Consider the following 24,637-nt stretch of genomic DNA (forward strand, 5'->3'; position numbering starts at 1 on the left):
ACGCCACTGTTGGTGCATCCCGGGCGAATCGAACCCCCCGCGGAATCGTCACGGGCGGGTCACGATTCGTGCCTCCGCAACGAACCCGCCGATCCTCCGTACACTATCCAAGCGGGCGGGCGATCGGTCCGACACATCGGACGCGACCCGCAGCCGGGAGGGCTCCATGCAGAGCGTGCATCGCGTCGTACGCAGGGCCTCGCGGAGGCTGTTTGCCTCGCTCCTGCTGCACCGGCTGGCGGTGACGACGCTGCTGGCGATCATCGTGCTGCTGCTCGTCCGCATCTCGCTGTGGCTCGTCTCGGTGCCGCTGGATCCCGCGGCGGCCGTGGCGATCGCGGCCGCGTTGGCCGTCGCCGGCGCCCTCGTCTGGGCGATGCTCACCCGGCCCCGCGGCGTGGCGGTGGCCCGCCGCGTCGACGACGCCGCGCAGCTCCGCGAGTCGCTCAGCACCGCCTGGACCATCGAGCGGCTCGACGATCCCTGGTCCGCCGCCGTCCGCGCCGACGCCGACCGCCGCGCCGCCGGCCTGGATGTGCGTGCGGCCCTGCCGCTGCGGCTGTCCAGGCTCTGGCAGGCGCCGCCCATCGCGGCCATCGCCGTCGTCATCATCTGGGCGCTGCTGCCGACCCGCGGGCCCGACCTGCTGGGCTGGCTGGAGCGCTCCCAGGAGATCGCGCAGGCCGAGGCCGAACTCGAAGAGGCCCGCACCGCCGTCGAGGTCGCCGAGAACATCGCCCAGCAGGTCGCCGAGCGGACGGGCCAGCAGCCCACCGAGCCCCTCGAGTTGGGCGACCCGCAGCTGGGCAACCCCGAGGGCCTCCGCCTGGCGGCGCTCGAGCGGCTGACCGCCTCCGAGCAGGCGCTCCGCGAAGAGGTGGAGAACGGCGAGGCCGCCCGCCGCCTCGAAGCGGTCAAGCAGGAGCTCTCGCGGCTCAAGCAGCCCGGCCCCGGCCCCGCGACCGAGTTCGCCCGCGAGCTGGCACGCGGCGACTTCAAGGCCGCCCGTGAGCAGCTTGAGGAGCTCCAGAAGAAGGTCGAATCGGGCGAGCTGGACGCCCAGTCCAAGCAGCAGCTCTCCCAGCAGCTCCAGGGCATGCAGAAGCAGCTCGAACAGATCGCCCAGCAGAAGTCGGGCCTGGAGCAGGCGCTGCAGCAGGCCGGCATGTCGGCCGAACAAGCCCAGCGTGCCGCCGCCGACCCAAGCCAGCTACAGCAGGCCATCGAGCAGCTCCAGAATCTGTCGCCCCAGCAGCAGCAGCAACTGCTGCAGCAGGCCCAGCAGATGGCCCAGGCGGCGCAGTCGGCCCAGAACATGTCGCAGGCCATGGGCCAGATGGCCCAGCAGATGAGCCAGGGCCAGCAGGGCGGCCAGCAGCAGCAGGGCGGCCAGTCGCCCCAGGGCAACATGGCCGGCATGCTCAGCGATCTCGAGATGATGCAGAACGAGTGGCAGCAGAGCGCCCAACTGCTCAGCCAGGCCCAGGGCCAGATCGCCGCGATGGGCCAGGGCGGCCAGGGCGGCGGCATGCAGGGCATGGGCGGCGGCGACCCCATGTGGGGCCCCACCTCGGCCTGGCGGGAGGGCGAGAGCTCCCGCACCGGCCCGGGTTCGGGCGGGCCGGGCCGGGGCTCGGGCGCTAGCCCCGACGCCGAGGCGGCCGACTACCAGCGCACACGCGAGCGCACCCAGACTCGCCTCGGCCAGGGCCCCATCGTCGGCCAGCGGCTCGTCTACGGCGACCAGATCATCGGCGAGACCCGCGCCCAGTTCTCGGCCGCCGTCGAGGCCGCCGCCTCCGGCGTCGCCGAGGCCGTCGAGGAAAACGTCGTCCCCATCGAGTACCAGGAGTCGCTGCAGGCCTACTTCGGCCGGCTCCAGCGGCAGGCCGAGGTCGTCGAGGGCCAGGCCCCGCCCGTGTCACCCGAGCCCACACCGGCCGTGCCAAGCGAGGGGGGCGGCAGCTGATCCGCGCCGCCGGCATCCTCCTCGCGTGCATCCCTGCCGCCTGCGTCACGCTCGCGATGCTCGCCGCCGGCGGCTGCGAGCGCGCCGAGCCTGGCGAGCGCGTCGTGCTCTACAGCTCGGCCGACGGCTATCTGCTCCGCGAGGTCGTCGCCGACTTCGAGGACGCTACCGGCATCCGCGTCGACGTCGTCGGCGATACCGAGGCGACCAAGACCACCGGCCTCGTCGAGCGGCTGCTGGCCGAACGCGAGGCGCCCCGCGCCGACGTCTGGTGGTCGAGCGAGCCCTACCAGACCGTCCGGCTCGCCGACGCCGGCGTGCTCGCCCCCTATACGAGCGCACCCAACGAGGCCGAGCTCGATCCGTGGCCGGCGGGCCTTCGTGACGCCGAGGGCCGCTGGTACGGCTTCGCCTCGCGGGCCCGCGTGATCGCGTATGCCAGCGATCGCCTCGACGCCGCCGACGTGCCCCGCCGCATCGCCGACCTCACCGCCGACGCCTGGCGCGGCCGCGTGGGCATGGCCCGCCCGGAGTTCGGCACGACCCGCGGGCACGTCGCAGCGATCCTCGCCGCCGATCGCCCGGAGGTGCTCGAGCGGTGGCTCGCGTCCATGCGGGCCAACGGGATGCGGATCTACGACGGCAACGCCACCGTCGTCGCCGCCATCGCCCGCGGCGAGATCGACGTCGGCCTCACCGATACCGACGACGTCTACGCCGCCCAGCGGAACGGCTGGCGCGTCGACTTCGTGTTCGAGGCGGCCGACGATCCGCTCACCGATCCGCTGCCGCCCACCAGCCGCGGCCCGCTGCTGATGCCCAACACCGTGGGCCTCGTCGCCGGCGGCCCCAACCCGGATGCCGCCGGCCGGCTGATCGACTACCTGCTGAGCGAGCGGGCGTCGCGGGTCATCGCCGCCAGCGACTCGCGGAACTTCCCCGTGCGGCCCGAGTTGCGGGCCGAGCTCGGCCTCGAATTGCCCGCCGAGGCGTGGACGATCGACCCCGCGATCGTTGCCCGCGCCATGCCCGAGGCCATGGAGGTGTGCGACCGGGCCCTGGCCCCGTAGCCTCCGCGGGCCCGCACGGCCCGGGAAGGACCACGCCCATGAAGCTCGCACTCGCAATCGCCGCCGTGCTTGCACCGGTTCTGGCTGTGGCGACGCCGGCATCGGCACAGGACGCCAACCCGGCACCGACGGCGCAGGATCTCGTCGACGGCAACCGCGTCATGGCGGCGCTGCGGGCGCTCCCCGAGGCCCGCGCCGGACGCAGCACGCCCGAGGACGTCGCCGGCCTACTCGAGACCGAGGAGTACGTCCTCACGCAGCTCCGCGGCATGGGCTACGACCCGATCACCGAGGACGTCGCCCGCCCCGAACGCATCGCCCGGACGACGCCGCCCGACGCGCCCACGCCCCGCAACATCTACGTCGACCTCGAGGGCAGCGGCGACCTCGCGAAGAACACCATCATCCTGCTCGCACACATCGACGCCGTCAGCGGATCGCCCGGCGCCGACGACAACGGCACCGGCACCGCCGCCCTGCTCGAACTCGCCCGCGTGCTCAAGGACCAGCCCCGGCGCCGATCCATCCGCCTGCTCTTCACGACCCTCGAGGAAGCCGGCCTCATCGGCGCACGGCACCATGTCCGGCGGACCATCACCCCCGCGATCGCAGAGGGCGACATCATCGTCGACGGGGCGCTCTCGCTCGAGATGCTCGGCTACTTCAGCGACGAGCCGGGCAGCCAGCAGTCGCCCATTCCCGCCATCGAGGGCGTCTACGAGCCGCCCGACCGCGGCGACTTCCTCGCGCTCGTCGGCCTGCGGCAGCACCGCGACTTCACCGACGTCCTGGCCAACGCCATGCGGCGGGCCGAGCCCGAAGCCAAGATCCTCCAGGCCGACTTCTTCGGCTTCGCCGCCCCCGACATCATGCGGTCGGATCACGCCGAATTCTGGCGGCTGGGCCTGCCCGCCGCCATGTTCACCGACACCGCGAACTTCCGCAACCCGCACTACCACCAGGCCAGCGACACCATCGAGACCATCGACCGCGCACGCTACATCCGCGCCGTGCGACAGGTCGCCGGCGCGGTCCAGGAACTCTCGATGCTGAAGGACTGGCCCAAGGCCCCGCCGCTGGCCGTCCCCGGTGCGGATCCGGACCCACGTCGCTAGCGCGACCTTCTCGTCCGTTGGCTACTCGATGACCTTGGGATCGGCAAGCATGGCGTCGATCGTGGCCTCGATACGCTCAGAAGTCTCGTAGCGGCCACCCGCGATCGCCTCGCGAACCCGTGCGACGACCTCCGGGCGGAAGCCGTCGCTCGAACGATCCGCGCGGGCCTGCGGCGACAATTCCACGCGGTCCGGCGTGCGTCGCGACGCGTCTGCCGTCCGGCCTGGCTGGTCCCCGGACGATGCCGGCCCCCGCTTGACCGGCCTCGGCTGCAAGTCGCCCGCGCTACCACCCGTCGTGATCTGCCCGATGTCCGTCATGTGCCACACTCTCCGAAGCCCGTGTCTACCTGGTTTCGCAAATCCTGCGTTCGCACCTCGCGCCGCCTCCGGCCGCACGCACACCTCTGCACGACCACACGAATAGCGATGCCGGAGCCACGCTCCGGCCGCATCGTGCGGCTCTTTCGTCATCCATTACGGAGTGGGAACTCGGCCTTCGGCGTCGCTCCACCACCCCGTCCCTGGGGCACGATTAGTATCGACGGGGCATGCCCTCGGGCTCCAAAGATCGAAAGCCGCTCGAACGGCTCGCGAGGCTCGAATTCGGGCGATGGAGATCGAATACCGGCCGCGAAAACCGCCTCCGCAGCGACGGATCCGGCGATCGCGACATTTCGGAGACGCCGCGTGAAAAAGATTGGGCTTTGTTCGGAAACCCGCTCGACGCCCGGGCTTGCCTCGTGCAGGATCGCGCGGATCGCCCTGCTGCTTTCCGCCGCGGCGCTGGCCTCCTGCGCGGCCGATCCCCAGCCGACCCGGCCCATCGGCTCCTTCGCCGATCTCACCGACGCGCCCGAGACCGCCCGCGACCAGGACGCATGGACCGTGGCGATGGCCGCATTCCGCGGCCCCCGCGCGCAGGAATTGGCGCAGGCCACGCTCGCGCGCGCCACCGCCGAGGGAGGCCTCCGCGGCGCGCGGCTCGAGCCCCGCAACGAGGCCATCCTGCTCGCCTTCGGCCGCTTCGCCGGCCCCGACGACCGCGAGGCCCAGGCGGCGCTCGAGCGCGTCCGCGGCGCGCAGATCGGAGGGGTCCGCCCCTTCGCCGCCGCGGTGCTCGCGCCGCCCGAGCCACCCACCGGCTCCGTGGCCGAGTACGACCTCACCAACGTCGCGAGCTACTACGGGCCGGGATTCGATTACACGCTGCAGATCGGCGCCTACGGCCGCAACGACGGCCGCCCGCCGTCACCCTCCGACCGCCGCAGCGCACGCGAGGCCGCCGAAGAGGCCGTCGCGATCCTGCGGTCCGAGGGCGAGTTGGCGTTCTACTACCACGGCCCCAACTTCAGCCACGTCACCGTCGGGCTCTTCAACGCCGACGAGTTCGACGCCCAGAACGGCGTCTTCCCGCCGGCCTTCCTCGACCTACAGCGAAAGTTCCCGGTCGATCGCATCAACGGCCAGGAGCGCCGCGTCCGCCGGCCGGGCCAGCGGGAGGCCCGCGCGGTGCAGACCTTCCTGATCGCCATCCCCGCGAGCTAGCCGTCGAAGGAACCGACGCCCTGGATCCACATGGGCTCGAGCTCGAAGCACCGCCACGGTCCATCGCCGTCGCGCTCCCAGTGCAGCCTCCAGATGGAGCCATGGGCCAGCGAGCCGCGGATCTCGACCCGCACACGCAGCTGCGTGCGGGCCACGCCGGGCCCGTCGAGGCTGGCCTGCAGGTTGTACACCGACCAGTCCTCGATGGGGTACTGCCGCTCGAGTCTCGCATCGACTGCGCTCAGCATGTCCTCGCGTCCCGAGACCCTCTGCAGCACGCGGGCGATCGCGCCGCTGACCTCGAGCGACACGTCCTCGGCCAGCAGGCCGCGGAGCCGGTCGGTGTCGGCGTCGGCCGCCGCGCCGATTAGCTCCCGCGTGCGCTCGCGGAGTAGCTCTCGCTCGGTCTGCACGAGGGAGCCCGCCGCCAGCACGCCGCCCGCGAGCGCGACGGGCGCCAGTGCCCACAGCGATCGCGCGCCCAGCCGGCCCGTGCGGTTCTGCACCAGGAGCACGCCGATGGCCACGAGCAGCAGCGCGATCGCCGGCAGCAGCGGCTGCTCGAGCACGAAGCGGGACAGCAGCGGGCCCGAGGGCAGCGGATCGAAGCTCGGCGGCGCAATCACGTCGTTCATGGCACTTCCCTCGCCGCGATGACCCCTCGGAGCACCACGCTCCCGCGGGGCTACAGGCTATTCTGCCGCCTATCCGATGCTGTTCCTCGTGCGGAAGGCCCCCACGCGCACCGCACGACACCCAACGGAGCCGCCACCCGTGCCCGACCCCGGCATCCTCGAACGCAACCTCGCCGCCCTGCGGGCGACCTCTCCCGATGCGGCACGGGCCGTCGCAGATGCAGCGCCCCATCCCGGAATCTCCTTCGCGCCGACGGACGACGGCGTGCCGACCGCCACCCTCGCCGCCGGCGGCACCGAGCACCTGCTCGCGTCGTCCCGTCGCCCGCGGCGAGAGGCCGAACGCCTCGCCGAGTCCGTCGACCCCCGCAACGCCGCCACGGTCGCGGTCCTCGGCTTCGGCCTGGGCTACCACGTCCGCGCGATCGCCGACCGCATCGGATCGGCCGGTCTGGTCCTGTGCTTCGAGCCCGACGTTCCGCTGCTCCGGGCCGTGCTCGAGCGGGTCGACTGCAGCGACTGGCTGGGCGGCGGCGACCTCATCCTGGTGCACGACGCCGGCGACGCGAGCGCCATCTCCCGCCGGCTGCACGGCCTGGAGGGCGCCCTGGCGCTCGGCGTGCAGATCATCGCGCACCCGCCCAGCGTGCAGCGACTGGGCGATTCGGCGGCGCAGTTCTCCCGCCGCTTCACCGAGATCATCAACGCCGCCAAGACGTCGATCGTCACGACGCTCATGCAGTCCGAGCAGTCGATGGCCAACGCGCTGCGCAACGCCCGCGCCTACGCGAGCCAGCCGGGCGTCGAGGACCTCCGCGGCGCGCTCGCCGGCACGCCCGCGATCGTCGTGAGCGCCGGCCCGAGCCTGGCCGAGAGCATCGATGCGCTCGCCAAGCCGGAGGTCCGCGAGCGGGCGTGCATCATCGCCGCCCAGACCGTGCTGCACCCGCTGCTCGAGGCCGGCGTCCGCCCCCACTTCGTCACCGCGCTGGACTACCACGAGATCAGCCGCCGCTTCTACGAGCAGCTCACGCCCGACGACGTCGAGGGCGTCACGCTCGTCGCCGAGCCCAAGGCCAACCCCGCGATCATCAATGCGTGGCCCGGCGCCGTGCGGCTTGCGGCCGATGGCGTGCTCGAGCGGCTGCTGAACGCCCACGGCGTCGATCTCGGCGGGCACCACGCCGAGCTGCCCGCGGGCGCCACGGTCGCGCACCTGTCGTACTACCTCGCCCGGTTCCTGGGCTGCGATCCGGTGATCCTCGTGGGCCAGGACCTCGCGTACACCGACGGGCTGTACTACGGCGCCGGCGCCGCCATCCATCGCGTGTGGGCCGCAGAGCTGGGCGACTTCCGCACGCTCGAGATGATGGAACTCGAGCGGATCCTGCGGGCGCGGCACATGCTCCGCCAGACCACCGACCGCGAGGGCCGCACGCTGTACACCGACGAGCAACTCCAGAACTACCTCGTGCAGTTCGAGCGGGACTTCGCCACCGACGCCGCCCGCGGTCTGTCGGTCATCGATGCGGGCCGCGGCGCCGCCAAGGCCCACGCAGAGCCGATGAATCTGAATGTAGCGCTGGCGCAGCATCCCGCCGTCGGCGTACACCTGCCGCCGACGCCGGCGGACAGCGGCGCCAACGACGAGGCCGTCGACCGCCGGCTGCGGGAGATCGCCGAGCAGGCCCGGCAGGTCGGCCGCCTCTCGCTCGAGACGTTGGCCCTGATGAAGCAACTCGATCCGCACGGCGATGCGGCCAACGCCCGCCGGCTCGTCGGCGAGATCCATGCCATCCGCGACCGCGTGGAGAAGCTCCATCCCGCGTACTGGATGGCGCAGTACCTCAACCAGACCGGCGGCCTCAGGCGGGCCCGCGCCGATCGCGCCATCGCCCTCGAGATGGACGGCGCCGATCCCCGCGAGGTGCAGGCCCGGCGGGCCGAGCGCGACGCCGACAACCTGCAGTGGCTCGCCGATACCGCCGACCGCCTCGCCCGCATGCTCGAGGACGCCGCGAGCGGCGACGCGCCCCTGCCGCTCCGCGTGCATGCCCGGCCGCCGGCGGAGGCCCGGCTGCCCGCCGTCGTCTGGTTCGATCCGCGCCGCGGCGGGCTGTTCCACGAGCGGGACCTGCTCCGCCCCATCGCCGGCGACGATTCGATCGCCGACGTCACGCTGCGGTCGCTCGCCCGCTGCGACCGGGTGTCGGACATCGTGCTCGTCGCGACCGACGTCGACGCCGCTCGACGCGTGGCCGCCCGCACCGGCAACGCCGCTCGCATGCACGTCCGCTCCGCGCCCGACGGGCTGGACACACGTCGGCGCTGGATCGCCGCCGCTCGCGCGTTCTCGCCCGCGAGCTTCCGCGGTGGGCTCGCCTCGCTCACGCCCCACGACGAGTGCTTCGATGCCGCCACCACGGCGGCGATCATCCGCGAGTTCGGCGCACCCGGCGCACTCGTGCTCGCCGCGGACTGGGCGCTCGTCGATCCCGCGCTGACCGACGCCGTCGCCGAGCGGATGCTCGAGGACCCCGACGCCCGCCACGTCGCCTTCGCGCAGGTCCCCGCCGGTCTGGCGGCCTGCGCACTCGCGCTGCCCGCGTGCGACGAGCTGGCGATGTCCCCCCCGCATTTGCCCGGCGCGACCATCGGCGGACTACTGGCCTACCTGCCGCACGCGGCCCGGACCGATCCCATAGCCCGGCCAATCTGCGTCACGACTTCGCCGCCGCTCCGCGATCTCGGCCGACGGCTCATCCCAGACAGCCCCGATCGCGCCGCCACGCTGGCCGAGGCCCTCCACGTGGCCGCCGCGGGCAATCTCGACCCGCACGAACTGCCCGACATGCTCGGCGATGCGCTGCAGCGGCCCGCGCAGCTGCGGGCCATCCTGGGCGAGGACGCCGACGAGGGCCAGATCGACCGCGTGGTGGCCTTCGCCCGCGGCGCACCGGACGCGGCGATCACCCTCGACTGCCGCTACGGGGGCTATGCCGAATGGGTCGACGGCTTCGTGCACCGCCTGGTGGACGCCGGCGCCGCGTCGGTGCACGTCCGCACGCTCATGGCGGGCGGACCCTCGGAGGCCGATCGGCTGGCCCGCAGCGCCGCCGGCGTCATCAGCGTCGACATCCAGGATCCCGCGTTTCCGCCGCCGTTCGACGAGCTGCGCATGGAACGCGAGGACCGCCCGCGCTGGATCGTGCCCCGCCTCCGCCGCACCGCCGCCACGCTCGAGCAGCTGCCCGAGCGCTACGCGGCGCTGCTCGCCCGCTACGGCGCGGCCGTCGTCGATCCTCCGGCGCCCGACGAGTTCGAGCGGCTCCGTCCGCTGCCGCTGCCCCGCTCGGCCCGCAGGCGTCTCAACCTCGAGATCCGGCAGACCAAGGCCAAGTCCGTGCCGGCGGCGCTGGCCTAGCCGGTGGCCGATCCCGCGCATCCCGACCCGTCAAAGGACACCCCCGCGATCGCGATCATCCTCGCCCGCGCGGGCAGCAAGGGCGTGCCCGGCAAGAACCGGCGACCGATCGCGGGCCGCCCGTGCGTAGCCTGGACGATCGACGCGGCGCACGCCAGCGAGGCCGTCGGCCGCGTGGGCGTATCCACCGACGACGACGAGGTCGCGGCCACCGCGCTAGAGATGAACGCCGAGCACTGGCCCCGCACGCCCGCGCTCGCCACCCACGATGCCCGCATCGACGCCGCCGCCGCGGACGCCCTCGACCGCGCCGCCGAGCGCAAGCCAGTGGATCCCCACGCCCTCGTCGTGCTCCTCTACGCCAACGTGCCCGTCCGGCCGCCGGGCCTGATCGACCGCGCCGTCGCGGTGCTGCGGACGACGGGATGCGATAGCGTGCAGAGCTACGCACGCGTGGGCAAGCACCACCCCTGGTGGACCGCCACGCTCGGCGACGGCGGCGTCGTCCGGCCCTGGCACGGCGAGCAACTCTTCAACGGCGTCTACCGCCGCCAGGACCTGCCACCCGCCTGCGTGCCCGACGGCGGCGTGATCGTCCTCCGCCAGTCGGCGCTGTGTGCCGGCGCTGCGCAGGCAGACCGCCCGCACGCCTTCCTCGGCTCGGACCACCGCGGCGTCCAGACCGAGCACGGCGACGTCGTCGACATCGACACCGAGGCCGACCTCGCCGTCGCCGAACACCTGCTGCACACCCGTGCGGCGGCGACCTGACGCCTAGGACTCGCCATGGATCGCGTGCTCTGGATCTTCTCGCTGCCCAGGAGCGGCTCGTCGGTGACCGCCTACGCCGCCGCGCACGCGCTCGGGTGCCCGGTTGCCGACGAGCCCCTCGGCCCCTGGGACCGCACGGGCGAGCCGTACCACTACCCCGCCGAGCAGGCCGACCTGGTGAAGGCCCATCTGGCGGATCGCTGCATGCTGGAGGAGGTCCAGACCATCACGCTCGCCCAACGCGTGCTCGAGCAGATCGCCGGCCAGAGCAGCACGCTCGTTGTCAAGCACCCCCACCTGCGTCCGCCGCCGGCCAACTTCCAAGCGGCGTTCCCGACGCACCGGGCGGTGTATCTGGCGCGCAATCCCCTCACGCGGCTCAATAGCCTGTACGCCCGCGGATGGACCGACGCCCTCCGGCCCAACTACGAGCTGGACCACTACAAGCAATTCGCCGAGTACTGGGGCGACAGCCCGGGACACCTCACCTTCGAGCTGCTGCGCAAGAAGCCGCGGCGGTTCTTCCGGGAGCTCTTCGCGGCCTGGGGCATCACCGACGGCCGGCGGCTCGCCGCCCGCGCCGCCGATTACGCGGCCAACCACTACCACGCCTCATCGCTCGTACAGGAAGAACGCGCGCCCGCCGCCGCGCCCTCGGAGCGTGAACGCTCGCTGCCCGAAGAGGCCGTGCGGATGTACCTGGCCGATCCCGAGATCCGGCGCTTGATGAAGGCCAACAAGTGGACGCGGCGGGCGAACGCCTACCTGCCGAAATCACGGGTGAACGCGTAGCGGAGGTTCACCGCGTCGGCACGAACTGGACGGCGACGCCCGCCCACGGCTGCCACGACGCGGGATCCTCCTCCCACCAGAACAGCGTGGATTCGATCGCCGGCGGCGGCATCGAACCGGCACCGGGCAGCGGATCGCCCGCGATCGCGATGCGGACGCCATCGCCGAGCCGGCCCACCTGGTCGAGCATCCGCAGCATCGCCTCGGGCGAGCACGCCGCCTCCGCGACGAACACCGTCGGCGTCGAGCGCACGACCCGTTCCAGGTCGCCCACGAGGCCCCCATCGGCGTGCCCGAAGCCGCCGTCGATCGGACGGAACACCGCCCGTCCGGGCCCGCTCATCGCGGCGATCAGCTCGCCCCCCGCATCGCGCATCCGCCACGCGGGATCGATCAGCCCCACCGATGCGTCCTCGGCCGCCCTGCGAGAGGCGGCCAGATCGTCCGTCAGCACGACCACGACAAGCCGTCCGTCCATGGCGTGATCGAGCACATCCTCGGCGGGCATGCCGACCCGCGCCGCGAGCACCTCGGCCCACGCCGGCTCGGGAGCGGCGGCAACCGTGTCCGTTGGGGTCAGGAACACAACTTCGCGGGGCGGCGCGTCCGCATCGCCGTCGCGGGCCGCCATCCGCTGCTCATCCTCGGGGCTCTCATCGACCGGATCGTCCGACCCGGCATCGCCGCCCGCGATGGCGATCGGATCGCCCGGGCTCAGGGGCGGCGGGCCGCTCCGCAGCAAGACCGGCAGCAGCTGCCAGGCCGCGAACGCCACCAGCAGCACCGCCGCGATGCCCATCGCCGGCTTAAACCATCCGGGGAAGGACGCCAGCGATAGCGGCGGGTCGGCGTGCGACACGCCAACCGGCGAGCCCCGCCCCGCCAGCACCAGCAGCGACTGCCGCTCGTGCTCGTCCAGCACCGCCTGCGCGACGCTCGCCGGCGGCTGCGGCACATCGAGCGATCCCAGCGCCGCGCGGTCGATCCGCATCTGCTCCAGGGCCGTCGCCAGCCCGGGCTCGCCCCGGATCGCCTCATCGATCGCGCGCAGCGACGAACCGGGCGGAGCATCACCCCGCTCGCGAGCGTCGGCCTCGAGCCAATCGAGCGCGTCGGCCTCGCCCACGCCGCGTAGCCGCGCAATCGCGTCCTCGATGTTGGAGCGTTGCTGGCTCACCCGTGGTCGTCTCCCTGCGAGGCCCGCACGCCCGAGCGGCTGCGTTCCAGATCCTCGATGACGCTCCGCAGCGCCGCACGCGCCCGGAACAGCTTGCTCTTCACCGTGCCGACGGCCACCCCCAGCACGCCCGCGATCTGCTCGTACTCCAGCCCCTGCACGTCCCGCAGCACCAGCACGACCCGATGATCGGGCTGCAGCATCTGCAACCCTCGGGCCACCAGCCGCCGCCGTTCGGCCACGTCGAGGCCATCTCCGCCCCTTTGGACGCCCCGAGCGGCCTCGGGTTCCCCATCTTCGGGCCACGCGGAGCGCGAAGCCGACCGAACCCGTTCCGAACGCAGGTGGGTGTAGCACGCGTTGACGGCAATCCGGTAGGCCCACGTCGACAACGCCGATCGGCCGTGGAACTTCTCAAGGCCCGTGAGCACCTTGATGAGCGTTTCCTGCGTGAGTTCGGCGGCGGCGTCTTCGTCGCCGAGGATCCGGAAGCACACGGCGAAGATCGGCCGCTGGTACCGCTCGACGATCTCGGAGGCCGCCTGGGCGTCGCCCTCGCACGCTCGCCGCACGAGCCGGGCATCATCCTCATGGGCCACGTCGATGCTCCCTCGTCGCGCAACGAGCCGGCAGTCCAGCCTCCGCTCGATCGGCGATTGGGGTTTCCTCCGGACGACAGATTCGGTTGACTTTCCAACGCGTCTCGGTCAAACTGGGCAACAGGTTAGGGGACTCAGGTCCCGCCGTGGGGGTCAACGCATCGCACCGAACGACCGGCCAGGGTGCCGGCGTCGTACATGATGCCAGGGCGTGCGCACGATCTACCTGCCCGGAGATCGCGCCGAGAGGTCACGCCATCGGCACCACGGAAGATACAGGGGAGGTCCGATATGCGGACGTTTACGTGGTGCGCCGCGGCGCTCGGAGTTGCCGCTGCGCCGGCATTGGCACAGGTCACGCTCATCGACGACGGGTTCGAGGACTACGCGGCCGGCAGCGTTCTGACCGGCCAGGGGGGCTGGGACGTGTGGCCCGGCGGCACCGACGCGCTGGTCACCGGTGACATCGCCCGCACCGGCAGCAACGCGTTCTGGGCCAATGGACTCGAGACGGACCAGATCTTCCGGATGCGGGACGGCGGCGGCGTGCCCATCGCCCAGGACGGCACCTGGGAGTTCAGCTGCTTCGTCTACCTGCCGTCGGACGAGCTCGTCGGCGACTTCTACGTCATCATCCTCAACACCTTTAACGACGCAGACCCAGGCAACAGCAACTGGTCGATGCAGCTGCGGGTCAGCTCGCTCGATGGCGTGGTCGAGAGCCAGTTCGACGGCGCGACCACCGACGCCGTTCTCGACGAGTGGGTCGAGGTCAAGGCGGCCATCGACCTGACCAACGACCTGTTCACGATCTCCTACAACGGCGTGCCGCTCGCCGAGGACCTCGTCTGGAGCGAGAACGTCAGCGGCGGCGGCGAGACCCAGATCGACGTGCTCGATCTGTACGCCCCCGACGTCATCCCGGCCTACGTCGACGACGTGCTCTTCGTCGAGGTCTCCGCCGGCTGCCGCGCCGACTTCGACGGCGATGGCGAGCTGACGCTCTTCGACTTCCTGGCCTTCAGCAACGCCTTCGACGCGGGCGACATCGCCGCCGACTTCGACGGCGACGGCATCCTGACGCTCTTCGACTTCCTCGAGTTCAGCAACGAGTTCGACGCGGGCTGCCCCTAGGCGGCAAGTCCCCAGCTTGCCGCGCGTCGCGCGGCTTCCTCTCCGTGGCGGGCGGGCGGCCTCTTCCAAGGGCCGTCCGCCTGTGTTCGTGTCTCGCTACACTGCCCGCCCGCGAGCCGCGGCGGCCGAGCGCGGTCACTCGGAACGGCCCGGGCCCATCCACGACGCACCCTCCGACACGGGAGCCACGCATGTTCGATTCCATCTCGGTCCGCAGCCGCGGCGCCGCCAGCACGCTGGTCATCGGCTACCTCAAGGGCAAGCCCCTCAGCCCCGAGGCCAAGGAACTCGACGCCGACGGCTCCATCGCCGCCGCGCTCAAGCGGGGCGAGGCAACCGGCGAGCCCGGCAGCGTCGCGCAGGTCTTCCCGGCGGGCGGCGATCCCGCCAAGCGCGTCCTGCTCGTGGGCCTGGGCGACGCCAAGGACCTCGACGTCGCGACGCTCCGCACGATGGCCGGCCACGCGGGCCGCCAGCTCGCGGCGGCCAAGGAATCGTCCGTGCGCTTCGAGCTCAGCGGACCGCTGATGGCCGCCCGCCTCGACGTCGCCGAGGCCTACATCGCCCTGGGCGAGGGGCTGGGCCTCATCGGCTGGACCTGCGACGACTTCCGGGGGGAGGCCCGCCCTCCCCGCAAGCGCACCAAGCTGGCGATCACCGAGCCCGTCGCCCTCCGCGCCCGGGCGCTCAAGCACGGGCTTGGCCTCGCCGAGGGCGCCAACCTCGCCCGCACGCTCAGCCAGACGCCGCCCAACATCGCCACGCCGCTGTGGATGGCCCAGCAGGCCGGCAAGCTCAAGAAGCACGGCGTCGCGGTTCGCGTCCTCAAGGGCGCGACCCTGGAGCGCGAAGGCCTCGAGGGCCTGATCAACGTCGGCAAGGCCAGCGAGAACGAGCCGTGCCTCATCCGCATGGAGTACAAGCCCCCCCCCGCGCGCAAGGGCGCCAAGCCCATCGTGCTCGTCGGTAAGACCATGACCTACGACACCGGCGGCCTGAGCCTCAAGATCAACAACAGCATGCGGGGCATGAAGCGCGACAAGGACGGCGGGTGCGCCGTGCTCGGCGCTATGCACGCCATTGCCACGACCATCAAGCCCAAGGTGCCCGTCGTCGCGCTCCTATGTGCAGCCGAGAACAGCATCAGCGATGAGGCCTACCGCCCCGATGACGTGCTGACCTTCCGCAACGGCGTGACCGTGGAGGTCACCAACACCGATGCCGAGGGACGCCTCGTGCTCGCCGACGGGCTCTGCTGGGCCTGCGACAAGGAGAAGCCCGCCGCCATCCTCGACATCGCGACCCTCACCGGCGGCGTCGTCGTCGCGCTGGGCTCCACCTTCGCCGGTGTGTGGTGCGAGGACGAGAAGCTGCTCGGCCGCGTCCAGGATTCGGCCGACGCCACGGGCGAGCGCGTCTGGCGGCTGCCGATGCACCGCGAGTACCGCGACATGATGAAGTCCAGCGTCGCCGACATCATCAACAGCAACCCCAACCGCAAGGCGCACCCCATCCAGGGGGCCGCCTTCCTGAGCTACTTCGTCGACGAGAAGGTGCCCTGGTGCCACATCGACATCGCCGGCACGCACGCCGTCGACGCCGACGAGGGACCCTACATCGCGGGCCCGACGGGCTTCGGCGCCCGCCTGCTCGCGCGGCTGGCCGAGCACTGGTAGCCCCCCGAATCACCCGCCCTAGGTCGCCGCGCGGGCTCGCTCGTCGGCAGCCGTCCGGGCCGCCCTCGGCCGCACCGCAAGCCGCGCCAGGCTCTTGACGCTCTGCTGCAGCCGCACGCCCTTGAGCGCCTGGTTGACCTTGTCGGCCAGGCGATAGCGGATGTTCTCGTCGAGCAGTTCGCGGACGCGCTGATCGAGCTCGTAGCCCTCGCTCTTGGCCAGCTCGATGCGGAGGGCCCGCTCGGGCCGCCGCGCGAGCCCCGGGTGCCGCGCCAGGATGTGCGATCGCAGCGCCACCTTGCGGCTGAAGCCCTCGGTCCGCAGCATGCTGCCGGGACGGATGCGGTAGTGGAACAGGAATTCCGGCACGATCATGCACCGCTCACCGCGGCGCGCGAGGGCACAGTACAGGTCCCAGTCCTCGAAGGCGGTCAGCCGCTCGTCGTAGCCACCGGCGGCGAGCACCGCGTCCCTGCGCAACAGGGCGGTGGCGTTGCACGCCCAGTTGTCGCAGCACAGGATGTCGCGATCGAAGCCCACGGGCAGCCACGAGCCGGTGACCTCGCCCGGGGATTCGCTCCAGAACGCCACCAACGTGCCCACCGCCGCGAGTCCCGGGTCTCGGTCCATGGCCCCGACCACTCGCTCCAGAAAAGCCGGCGCGAGGATGTCGTCGGCGTCCAGCGGCAGCACCAGATCGGCCCGGGCGTGCCGGATGCCGAAGTTGCGGGCCGAACCCAGCCCGCCGTTGGGCTTCCGCAGCACCCGCCAGCGGTCTCCATCAAACTCGCGCTCCAGCCGATCGACCATCGCCCGGCTCTCGGGCTGCGTCGAGCCGTCATCGACGACCAGCACCTCGTAGTCGCCGAAGGTTTGCGCCCGGATGCTCTCCAGCGTCTCGGGCAGCGTGTGGGCCAGGTTGTAGAAGGGCACGATCACCGATACGCGGGGCTGCACGGCCGACGCGATCGGCGTCGCGATCCGGTCCGGCCGCGCGGCGCGCACCGAGCCCATGAGCGATTCCATCCGCGCCACGACGTCCCGCGGCCTGCATAGCGAGGCCACGCGCTCCCGGGCCGCCTGGCCGTAGGCGGCCCGACGCTCTGGATCGGCCAGCAGCGACTCCAGCGTCCGCTCGAGCGCCGCGCTCTCGCCGGTCGGGAACACCGCCCCGCTCACGCCGTCCTGCACGATCTCGGCCATGCCGCCCGCGCTGCCCACGATGCAGCAGCCGCCGATCGCCATCGACTCGAGCAGGGCGTTCGGGAAGTTTTCCCACCGCGACGGCAGCACGATCACGTCGGCCGCCCGCAGCAGCCCGCCGAGCTGCTCCCGGGGCCGCGCACCCTCGATCCGCACGCGCCGGCCGAGTTCGTCGCCGAACGCGGCCTCCAGATCGGCCCGCATCGAGCGCCCGAAGCGGCCGCTCTTGGTGTCGCCGCCGACCATGAGCAGGCGCATCGCCACGCCCCGGCCGAGCAGCCGCGTCGCAGCCTCGGCGAGCAGATCGACGCCCTTGCGCCGTTCCAGCCGCCCGAAGTACAGCACCAGCGGCCCCTCGCCGTCCGGCAGGTCACCGCCGTCGACCGGCGCGTCCGGCGGAGCCTTGGTGAGATCGAACGGGTACGGCACCACCTCGCCCGCGGGCGCTTCGGCGTCGGCCTCGGCGAGCATCCGCTGCGCGTGCCCGAGTAGCGCATGGCAGGGCGACACCAGCACGTCGGCCATCCGCAGGCACTCGAGTTCCATCCGCTCCAGCAGCGCCGTAGGCGTATCGAGCACGTCCTCGCCGTTCAGTGACCGCACCAGCTCGGTGGGCGAGTGCAGCCGCACGCCCAGGACGGCGTCGCCGAACGCGCCCGTGGCGTGCCGATCCGTAAGCGCGAAGTAGCCGTCGGCCCAGTACTCGGGGAACTCGATGTAGTCGAAGGGCTCTCGCTCGTGCAGCAGCCGCAGCACGCGATGGCAGGCCAGGGCGTGCCCCTGGAAGCCATACCTCGCAAAGCGGACCGACTGGTCGTGGACCGTCCGCCCCCGGTGCTTCGGATCGGCGACGTGCACGGCCACGCCCGGCAGGTGATCGGCCGCCAGCGGATCGCCCAGCCCCTCGTGCGGTGCCGTGATGAGGTGCACGTCGTGCCCCGCCGCGGCGTAGGCCCGCGCCATCTCGGCGACGTAGACACCGATGCCCGCCCCGAAATAGGGCGAGACCTCCCGGTTGACCAGGCACATCCGCATGGCAATCCCCGCGTCCGGCGTGCCCGTCCGTGGCGCGCCCCGGGGGCCGCTGCGGCACACAACCGATGGTAGTCGCACGCCCCGACCGGGCCCGGGTCGCCCCGCATGCGGCCGGTCGGGCGGACCGGCTTCTCCTAGCATCCAGAGGTGCGGGAGCCGCCCGCCCCGCGGAGACCACGATGCCATTCACGCTTCGACCGGACCAGGGCTACGACGTCGACATCGAGAACACCGGCTACCTCAGCGAACACGTCGACACCGGCGACCGCTGGACGCTGAACTTCGGCCCCCAGCACCCCGCCACGCACACGACCCTTCGATTGGTCCTCGAGCTCGACGGCGAGCGGATCGCCCGCTGCACGCCCCACATCGGCTACCTGCACAGCGGCTTCGAAAAGCTGGGCGAGGCCCTCGACTACAACCAGTATGTCACCATCGTCAGCCGCATGAACTACCTCAGCCCGGTCGCCAACGACATCTGCTGGCACCACGCCGTCGAGACGCTCTTCGGCATCGAGATCACGCCGCGGTGCAAGGTGCTCCGCACCATCCTGGCCGAGCTGGCCCGCATCCAGGACCACCTGCTGTGCGTCGGTGCCGCCGGGCTCGACCTGGGTGCCTTCAGCGGCTTCCTGTTCGCCTTCAACCCCCGCGAGAAGATCTACGACATCATGGACTTCGTCTCGGGCCAGCGATATCACCCCGACTGGACCCGAGTCGGCGGCGCCATGCAGGACCTGCCCGACGAGGAGACCTTCCAGCGGATGGTCAAGCACTTCATCCACGAGGACCTGCCCCAGGCCCTCAAGGACCTGACCACCCTCGTCGAGCGCAACCGCATCTTCCAGGACCGCACCCGCGGCGTGGGCTACATCAGCAAGGAGGACGCCCTGGCGTGGTCCATCAGCGGCCCCATGGCCCGGGCCTCGGGAGTCGTCCGCGACCTCCGCAAGGACATGCCGTACCTCTGCTACGCCGACAACTGGGACTACGAGGGCGCCGAGGCCGTTCGCTTCCAGGTGCCGGTCTGCGATGACGGCGACGTCTACGCCCGCTTCCTCGTCCGCGTCGAAGAGATCAAGCAATCCATCAAGATCATCGATCAGCTCATCGACAACATCCCCCAGGGCCCGCTCGACGTCTTCAGCGACGCCAAGACCGTCAAGCCGCCCAAGAGCGAGGTCTACGGCTCCATCGAGGGCCTCATCCAGCACTTCGAGCTCATCATGAGCAACCGCGGCTGGAAACCCCCCGTCGCCGAGGCCTACGGCGCCAACGAAACCGCCAACGGCGAGCTGGGCTACTTCATCGTCAGCGACGGCGGCCCCCGCCCCTGGCGGGCACGCACCCGGCCGCCCACGTTCATGAACTACCAGATCATGGCCAAGCTCACCGAGGGCCACATGCTGGCCGACATCGTCGCGATCCTGGGCAGCATCAACGTCGTGGCGGCGGAGCTGGATCGATGAAGCCCCCACGCCGCACGCTCATCGGTGCGACCGCGTTGGTCCTGGCAGCCCCGCTCCTCGGCGGCTGCCAGCGTACCCACACCATCGACGTCGCCAACACGGGCCGCAACCCGATCGTCATCTCGCAGCATCGCGGCGGCGGCGTCTATTCCATCGATCTCGAGCCGGGCGAGTCGGCACGCATGGCGTTGCCCGCAGGCCAGAAGATCAAGCTACCCGACGCGACAATCGTCATTCGCTGAGACCCACGCGGCCGGCTTCGACCCTGCGCCGCGCACTGCTCAGGTCGTCTGCGGCCGGCCCGCCATCGCGTCGTTCAGCCCCGAGAAGGTCCCCGCGTACGCCCCGCGCTCCCGCGCGAACCGCAGCGGCTCGCACCGCTCCACGATGATCTCGTCGCGATCGGGGTCGGCCTCCCACAGCCGCATCACCTCGGCGATGTACTCGTCGAGCGGCATCGCCCGCTCGTCGTTCGCTTGGTCGTCGCCCGTCAGGTGCGTCTGCACGTACGGCGGGGCGATCTCGACCACGTGCACGCCCGTGCCCTCGAGCTGGTACCGCATCGAGTCGCCGTAGCTCGCCAGGGCGGCCTTCGTCGCCGAGTAGGTCGCGGCGTTCGACAGCGGCACGTACGCCAGGCCGCTGGTCACGTGGGCCACCACCGCTCCATCGCGGCCGAGCAAGTGCGGCAACAGCGCGTTGGTCAGCCGGATGGGGCCCAGCAGGTTGGTCGTAATCGTCCGCTCGGCGACATCCCCCGCATCGGCGTGGCCCTCGGTGAACGACTCGAATTGCATCATGCCCGCGTTGTTGATCAGCACGTTGAGCGCTGGGAACTCGGCGGTGATGCTCGCGGCGAACCGCGCAATGTCGGTCGCGTCCGCCACGTCGAGCGTGCGAGCGTGCATGTTCTCGGAGCCGGCCGCGGCCTCCTCGAGGCGGCCGGCCGTGCGGCCCGAGATAACGACCGTGTTGCCCCGCTCGTGCAGCGCCTTCGCCAGGCCGTACCCGATGCCCGAGCCACCGCCGGTGATGAGGATGGTGTTGCCCGTGAGTTGCATGCGTGCGTCTCCCTTCGGTGCCGTTCGAGCGCGACGGTAGCCGTCCTCGTGCGGGTGCGCCGCGGAGCCGCGGGTCCAAGGACGATCACCGACGCGTCGCGAGGCCGAGGCGAGGGCTCGCGCAACCGCACCTTCCCCAACGGGTTTTCCCGACTATGCTCCATCCCACGCCGCCCGCGTCGCGGCGTGCATGGGAGATGTTGCCATGGACTCCATACCGCCGCGCGACGATGCCGCTCCGGCCCCGAGCACCACACTCACCCTCGGCTCCGCCCTGTCGGACGCCCACGGCCTGCTGGGCCGCAACTACGGACTCCTGCTGGGGGCCACCCTGCTGCTGGTCCTGCTGAACCTGGCGATCGTCGCGGTCGCGGGGCTCATCGACGCGGCGTTGGTCGGCCCGGACGCCATGGTCCAGCCGGTCTCCCAGCTGGCGAGCCTGCTCATCACCACGCCCCTTGGCATCGGTGCCGGGATGCTCGCCGCCATGCGCTACCGCGACGGCACGGGCACGCTTAGCACGCTGTTCATCGGCTTCTCGCGATACGGCGTCGTGGTGCTCATCGCCCTGCTCTACATGATCGGCCTCTGGGGGTTCATCTTTATCGGCGCCGTCGTCGTCGGCATCGCCGCCGCCGCGGCCATCGCCGCCGCCGGCAGCGTGGGCCTTGTGGTCCCGATCGTGCTTGGGCTGGCGCTCTACGCCGTGCTGATCTATTTCGCCATCCGGCTGTGGTTCGCGACGATGCTCGCGGTTGATCCGCTGGGGGCGAAGCCCGGGTCCATCGAGGCCATCCAGCTCTCGTGGTACCTCACGCACGGCAAGGTTTCGACGCTGTTCGTCACCGGCGTGGTGCTCACGCTCATCTTGATCGCGAGCATCCTGCTGCTCATCCTGCCGTTCGTGTTCTACGGACTTCCGCTCGCGGCGTGCGTCACGGGCGTGCTGTACGTCCTGGTGTGCCGCCCGACCTTCGACGACGCCGGCGACGCGGAGCCCGACGCCGAAGGCCTCGACCCGCTGCCCGCCTAGGCCAGCGGCCGCCCGCTGCCCACGCCGCTCCACTCGTCGTGCATCGCGATCAGCCGCGCCACGTCGTGGTTTGGCGGCCGCGTCTGGCCGACCTCCTCGATGAGCTCGCACACCGCGAAGCCGCGGCTGGCCTCCTCGTAGGACCGCAGCCAGGCGCGGGTGTCCTCGCTCTGCTCAACGAGCTTGTCGTACGGCAGCTTGGGTGTCGACGCGATGTCCAGCCGCCAGGGCTTGGGCGTGAGCCGGGCGCGGAAGCTGCCCTGGAATCGGCAGAGCCTCGCGTACAACTCGTCGCACCCGAGGCGATGCATGAGCTCGCCCGTTTCTGAGGACGCCGGATCCAGGGCCGGCGCGGGCAGCAGGTACCGCAGCCCCGCGAAGGTGCGGTACACCCGAGCGCCCCGGCCCGAGTCCTCGGCCCCCCACGACCGGAGGGCGTCGAGCGCGCGGCCGCCGTCATCGGGCTTCCATCCGGTCAGCTTGCGCTCGAGCCATCCGGGCTTCCGGGCCGGTGCCAGGTCGACGTCGACGAATGCCAGGCTCGCCGTGTTGAGCACCGAGGCCCCGTAGCGGTTGATCGTGATGGCGCCGATCCGCTCGCCGGCCTCGGTGGTCACGTCCTCGACGATGGGTTCGGGCTGGTCGAGCCGCTGGTACTCGTAGTGGTGCAGCGACGGATCGTCCTGCGCATGGATCTCGGCCGCGAGCCGATCGGCCTTCGCCTGCGCCCGCTCGGCGGCCTCCGCCTCACTGGCGTCGGACGAGCCCCAGGCATCCCGCCGCCAGCCTTCGATCTCCGCATGCCGTCGCGCCCAGAACCTCGCTACACGCATCGCCCCTCCGAGCATCCAACACAAGAACGCCTTGCGAAACCCCCCGATTCTGGGTAGCCTAAGCCCATGAGCCGGCCCGGTTGCATCCTTGTCCTTATGTTGACGCTCGGCCCCGCCACCGTGCTGGCCCAGGCTCCGGATGCAGCCCCGGGAGCCACCCCCGAAGCGGGCACCGAGCTGGTGCGACCCGTCGTGCCCTACCCCCATCCGCTCATCACCGAGGTGCTCTTCGCGGTGCCCACCAGCGGCGGCGATGCCAGCGGCGACGGCAGGCGGCACTCCACCGGCGACGAGTTCGTTGAGGTCACCAATCCGCACGCCGAGCCGATCGCGCTCACCGGCTACACGCTGCGGGACCGCAACCCCAGCGAGTCCAGCCGATTCTCGTTCACATTCCCGCAGCTGATGCTGCTGCCCGGGCAGACCGCCGTCGTCTTCAACGGGCTGGGCTGCACCTGGGATGGCCCCGTGGGCGACGAACACAAGGCCCCACCCTCGACCAATCCCCGCTACGAGCGGGCGTGGGCCTTCACCGCGCGGGCGACCTCCAAGTACGTCTCGTTCGCCAATACCGCCGACTGGGTGCTGCTCGAGTCGCCCGTCGGCCAGCCCGTCCAGGTCGTGGTGTGGGGCTCGCCCGATGACGCCCCCCCCGCCGACGCGCTCCACACCGATCGCGTCGACACCGGGGGGAATGGCAGCGTCCAGCGGCAGGCGGCCCACGAGCCCATGCGGGCCCACCAGCGGCTGACCGGGCGGCCGCACAGCCCGGGCGTCGCCTTCCCGGTGCGCGACGACGAGGCGACCGCCGACGAGGACGCGGACGACCTCGACCCCGGGACGACGCCAAGACCCCAAAGCGGCGGATCACCCCGGACCTAGCATCGCTCCGCCGGGGCGCGCGGCCGCCCCGGCCCAGCACACGACGGAGCACCGCCATGGCCTGGATCGCCAAGCCCTCGGGCACGACGCAGATCGAGCGTCGCGACGAGCCCTACCTGACCGACGCGATGCGCGAGGAGCTCCGCGAGCGCTACCTCCCGCGGTTCGAGACGACCCTCGCCGCCCTGCTGCCCGCGCTGCACATGATCCAGCACGAGTACGGCTGGGTGCCCGCCCAGGCCATGGAGGAGATCGGCGAGTTCCTCGAACTGGCGGCCTCCCAGGTGCTCGATACCGCCACCTTCTACGAGGAGTACGCCCTCGAGCCCCGGGGCTCGCACGTCATCGCCGTCTGCCGATCGATCGCCTGCGAGTTCTGCGGGCAGCCCGAGGTCACCCAGGCCATCAAGGACCGGCTCGACATCGACGTCGGCGAGACCACGGCCGACGGCAAGGTCTGCCTCGTCGAGCTGGAGTGCATCGGCTCGTGCGGCACGGCCCCGGTCATGCTCGTCGACGAGCAGCTGCACGAGCAGCTCACGCCCGAGCGCGCGGCCGAGCTGGCCGACATCGCGCGGACCCAGGACCGCGCCGCCGAGGCCGCCGGCCGCGAGGGCGTCGAGCCCGGCGCCTCGTCGGGCTACGACCTAGGCCATCACTAGGGCGTCCGCCTCGTGCCGGCGCACGTCCGCGGCGATGCGGATCGCCTCGACCAACTCATCCGCCCTCTGGCTGCCGATGAGCAGCCGCTTGGTGCGGCCGCCCGAGTCGTAGCGCAGCTGCGCCCCCCGGTTGCCTGCGACAGTGAGCATCAGCCCGAACGTGCGGGAGGGGCGGATGCCCCAGCCCGTCGAGTTGCGCAGGAAGACGTACTTTGCGGGCTCAACCGACACGATGGCGTCCATCGGGATCCGCCACCGGAACAGGCCGAGCATCGCCACGCGGACCTCGCGCGGCGTCACGACCGTCCGCATCGGCAGCTGAGCAATGACAAGCGGCGTGCCCAGCAGCACGGCCGCGGCCAGCGCGACCTCCGCGATGGGTGCGCCCGAGGCGAGCATCGCCCCGCCCACGAACACCAGCACCGCGACGCACGAGATCGGCACCACGTACCGCACCACGAGGTTCTGGTGCAGCCGCTGCGTCTCGGCGAAGATCGGCTCGTTGCCCTGCATGGCTCTCGGCTTCCTGAAGCGCATCGCGGCGTCCTC

22 protein-coding genes are annotated in these 24,637 nt (G+C 71.6%); 14 read left to right on the forward strand and 8 right to left on the reverse strand.

The window, feature by feature from the left end; translation table 11 throughout:
- Positions 1-166: 166 nt before the first annotated feature.
- The 3 genes from AAFX79_04055 to AAFX79_04065 are packed head-to-tail and all read left to right on the forward strand — an operon-like array spanning position 167 to position 4,154.
- On the forward strand, positions 167-1,969 hold the full coding sequence (locus AAFX79_04055; protein MEO1007713.1) for a hypothetical protein: 1,803 nt from the start codon (positions 167-169) through the stop codon (positions 1,967-1,969).
- A 56-nt stretch (positions 1,970-2,025) separates the two neighbouring features.
- Positions 2,026-3,039: an extracellular solute-binding protein gene (locus AAFX79_04060; protein ID MEO1007714.1), complete on the forward strand. Its 1,014-nt coding sequence runs from the start codon at positions 2,026-2,028 to the stop codon at positions 3,037-3,039.
- Positions 3,040-3,077: 38 nt separating this feature from the next.
- Positions 3,078-4,154: a M20/M25/M40 family metallo-hydrolase gene (locus AAFX79_04065; protein MEO1007715.1), complete on the forward strand. Its 1,077-nt coding sequence runs from the start codon at positions 3,078-3,080 to the stop codon at positions 4,152-4,154.
- Between the two features lie 21 nt (positions 4,155-4,175).
- Here the strand turns inward: AAFX79_04065 and AAFX79_04070 are convergent, their stop codons facing one another.
- Positions 4,176-4,475 (reverse strand): hypothetical protein, encoded by a 300-nt coding sequence (locus AAFX79_04070; GenBank protein ID MEO1007716.1) that lies wholly within the window; start codon positions 4,473-4,475, stop codon positions 4,176-4,178.
- Between the two features lie 369 nt (positions 4,476-4,844).
- Between AAFX79_04070 and AAFX79_04075 the strand changes: the two genes are divergently transcribed.
- Entirely contained in the window at positions 4,845-5,702 is an 858-nt protein-coding gene (locus AAFX79_04075; GenBank protein MEO1007717.1) for a hypothetical protein, read from the forward strand.
- Here the strand turns inward: AAFX79_04075 and AAFX79_04080 are convergent.
- Positions 5,699-6,337, reverse strand: coding sequence for a hypothetical protein (locus AAFX79_04080; GenBank protein MEO1007718.1), 639 nt, complete (start codon positions 6,335-6,337; stop codon positions 5,699-5,701). The genes AAFX79_04075 and AAFX79_04080 overlap by 4 nt on opposite strands.
- Positions 6,338-6,476: 139 nt before the next feature.
- On the opposite strand from AAFX79_04080, the gene AAFX79_04085 reads away from it, so the two are divergent.
- The 3 genes from AAFX79_04085 to AAFX79_04095 are packed head-to-tail and all read left to right on the forward strand — an operon-like array spanning position 6,477 to position 11,324.
- Positions 6,477-9,761 carry a 6-hydroxymethylpterin diphosphokinase MptE-like protein gene (locus AAFX79_04085; protein MEO1007719.1) on the forward strand — a complete coding sequence of 1,095 codons (3,285 nt, stop codon included), beginning with the start codon at positions 6,477-6,479 and terminating at the stop codon, positions 9,759-9,761.
- Between the two features lie 3 nt (positions 9,762-9,764).
- A complete protein-coding gene (locus tag AAFX79_04090) occupies positions 9,765-10,532 on the forward strand; it encodes an acylneuraminate cytidylyltransferase family protein (GenBank protein ID MEO1007720.1) in 768 nt (255 codons plus the stop codon).
- Between the two features lie 15 nt (positions 10,533-10,547).
- On the forward strand, positions 10,548-11,324 hold the full coding sequence (locus AAFX79_04095) for a hypothetical protein (protein MEO1007721.1): 777 nt from the start codon (positions 10,548-10,550) through the stop codon (positions 11,322-11,324).
- Between the two features lie 7 nt (positions 11,325-11,331).
- On the opposite strand, the gene AAFX79_04100 is transcribed toward AAFX79_04095, so the two are convergent.
- Together AAFX79_04100 and AAFX79_04105 are read right to left on the reverse strand one after the other, a co-directional pair.
- A complete protein-coding gene (locus AAFX79_04100) occupies positions 11,332-12,501 on the reverse strand; it encodes a hypothetical protein (GenBank protein ID MEO1007722.1) in 1,170 nt (389 codons plus the stop codon).
- A complete protein-coding gene (locus AAFX79_04105; GenBank protein MEO1007723.1) occupies positions 12,498-13,100 on the reverse strand; it encodes an RNA polymerase sigma factor in 603 nt (200 codons plus the stop codon). Before AAFX79_04105 ends, AAFX79_04100 begins: the two co-directional genes overlap by 4 nt.
- Positions 13,101-13,391: 291 nt before the next feature.
- Here AAFX79_04105 and AAFX79_04110 point away from each other — a divergent pair, with 291 nt between their 5' ends.
- Together AAFX79_04110 and AAFX79_04115 are read left to right on the forward strand one after the other, a co-directional pair.
- Entirely contained in the window at positions 13,392-14,234 is an 843-nt protein-coding gene (locus AAFX79_04110) for a GC-type dockerin domain-anchored protein (GenBank protein ID MEO1007724.1), read from the forward strand.
- Between the two features lie 191 nt (positions 14,235-14,425).
- A complete protein-coding gene (locus AAFX79_04115; protein ID MEO1007725.1) occupies positions 14,426-15,910 on the forward strand; it encodes a leucyl aminopeptidase family protein in 1,485 nt (494 codons plus the stop codon).
- Positions 15,911-15,928: 18 nt separating this feature from the next.
- Here the strand turns inward: AAFX79_04115 and AAFX79_04120 are convergent, their stop codons facing one another.
- Positions 15,929-18,148: a glycosyltransferase gene (locus AAFX79_04120; protein MEO1007726.1), complete on the reverse strand. Its 2,220-nt coding sequence runs from the start codon at positions 18,146-18,148 to the stop codon at positions 15,929-15,931.
- A gap of 179 nt (positions 18,149-18,327) precedes the next feature.
- Between AAFX79_04120 and AAFX79_04125 the strand changes: the two genes are divergently transcribed.
- Positions 18,328-19,617, forward strand: coding sequence for an NADH-quinone oxidoreductase subunit D (locus AAFX79_04125; protein ID MEO1007727.1), 1,290 nt, complete (start codon positions 18,328-18,330; stop codon positions 19,615-19,617).
- Positions 19,614-19,859 carry a hypothetical protein gene (locus AAFX79_04130; GenBank protein MEO1007728.1) on the forward strand — a complete coding sequence of 82 codons (246 nt, stop codon included), beginning with the start codon at positions 19,614-19,616 and terminating at the stop codon, positions 19,857-19,859. The genes AAFX79_04125 and AAFX79_04130 overlap by 4 nt, the downstream gene beginning before the upstream one ends.
- 39 nt (positions 19,860-19,898) lie before the next feature.
- Here AAFX79_04130 and AAFX79_04135 read toward each other — a convergent pair whose 3' ends face one another.
- The gene (locus AAFX79_04135; protein ID MEO1007729.1) at positions 19,899-20,678 is read right to left on the reverse strand and encodes an SDR family NAD(P)-dependent oxidoreductase; all 780 of its coding nucleotides are present in this window, start codon (positions 20,676-20,678) and stop codon (positions 19,899-19,901) included.
- Between the two features lie 205 nt (positions 20,679-20,883).
- Here AAFX79_04135 and AAFX79_04140 point away from each other — a divergent pair, with 205 nt between their 5' ends.
- The gene (locus AAFX79_04140) at positions 20,884-21,711 is read left to right on the forward strand and encodes a hypothetical protein (protein ID MEO1007730.1); all 828 of its coding nucleotides are present in this window, start codon (positions 20,884-20,886) and stop codon (positions 21,709-21,711) included.
- Here AAFX79_04140 and AAFX79_04145 read toward each other — a convergent pair.
- The gene (locus AAFX79_04145; protein MEO1007731.1) at positions 21,708-22,544 is read right to left on the reverse strand and encodes a hypothetical protein; all 837 of its coding nucleotides are present in this window, start codon (positions 22,542-22,544) and stop codon (positions 21,708-21,710) included. The genes AAFX79_04140 and AAFX79_04145 overlap by 4 nt on opposite strands.
- Positions 22,545-22,610: 66 nt before the next feature.
- On the opposite strand from AAFX79_04145, the gene AAFX79_04150 reads away from it, so the two are divergent.
- Together AAFX79_04150 and nuoE are read left to right on the forward strand one after the other, a co-directional pair.
- Positions 22,611-23,426 (forward strand): lamin tail domain-containing protein, encoded by an 816-nt coding sequence (locus AAFX79_04150; protein MEO1007732.1) that lies wholly within the window; start codon positions 22,611-22,613, stop codon positions 23,424-23,426.
- Between the two features lie 56 nt (positions 23,427-23,482).
- The gene (gene nuoE, locus AAFX79_04155; GenBank protein ID MEO1007733.1) at positions 23,483-24,088 is read left to right on the forward strand and encodes an NADH-quinone oxidoreductase subunit NuoE; all 606 of its coding nucleotides are present in this window, start codon (positions 23,483-23,485) and stop codon (positions 24,086-24,088) included.
- Here nuoE and AAFX79_04160 read toward each other — a convergent pair.
- A complete protein-coding gene (locus tag AAFX79_04160) occupies positions 24,074-24,601 on the reverse strand; it encodes a hypothetical protein (GenBank protein ID MEO1007734.1) in 528 nt (175 codons plus the stop codon). The genes nuoE and AAFX79_04160 overlap by 15 nt on opposite strands.
- Positions 24,602-24,637 lie beyond the last annotated feature (36 nt).

The sequence above is a fragment of the Planctomycetota bacterium genome (assembly GCA_039819165.1).
Classification (GTDB): Bacteria; Planctomycetota; Phycisphaerae; order Phycisphaerales; family UBA1924; genus JAHCJI01.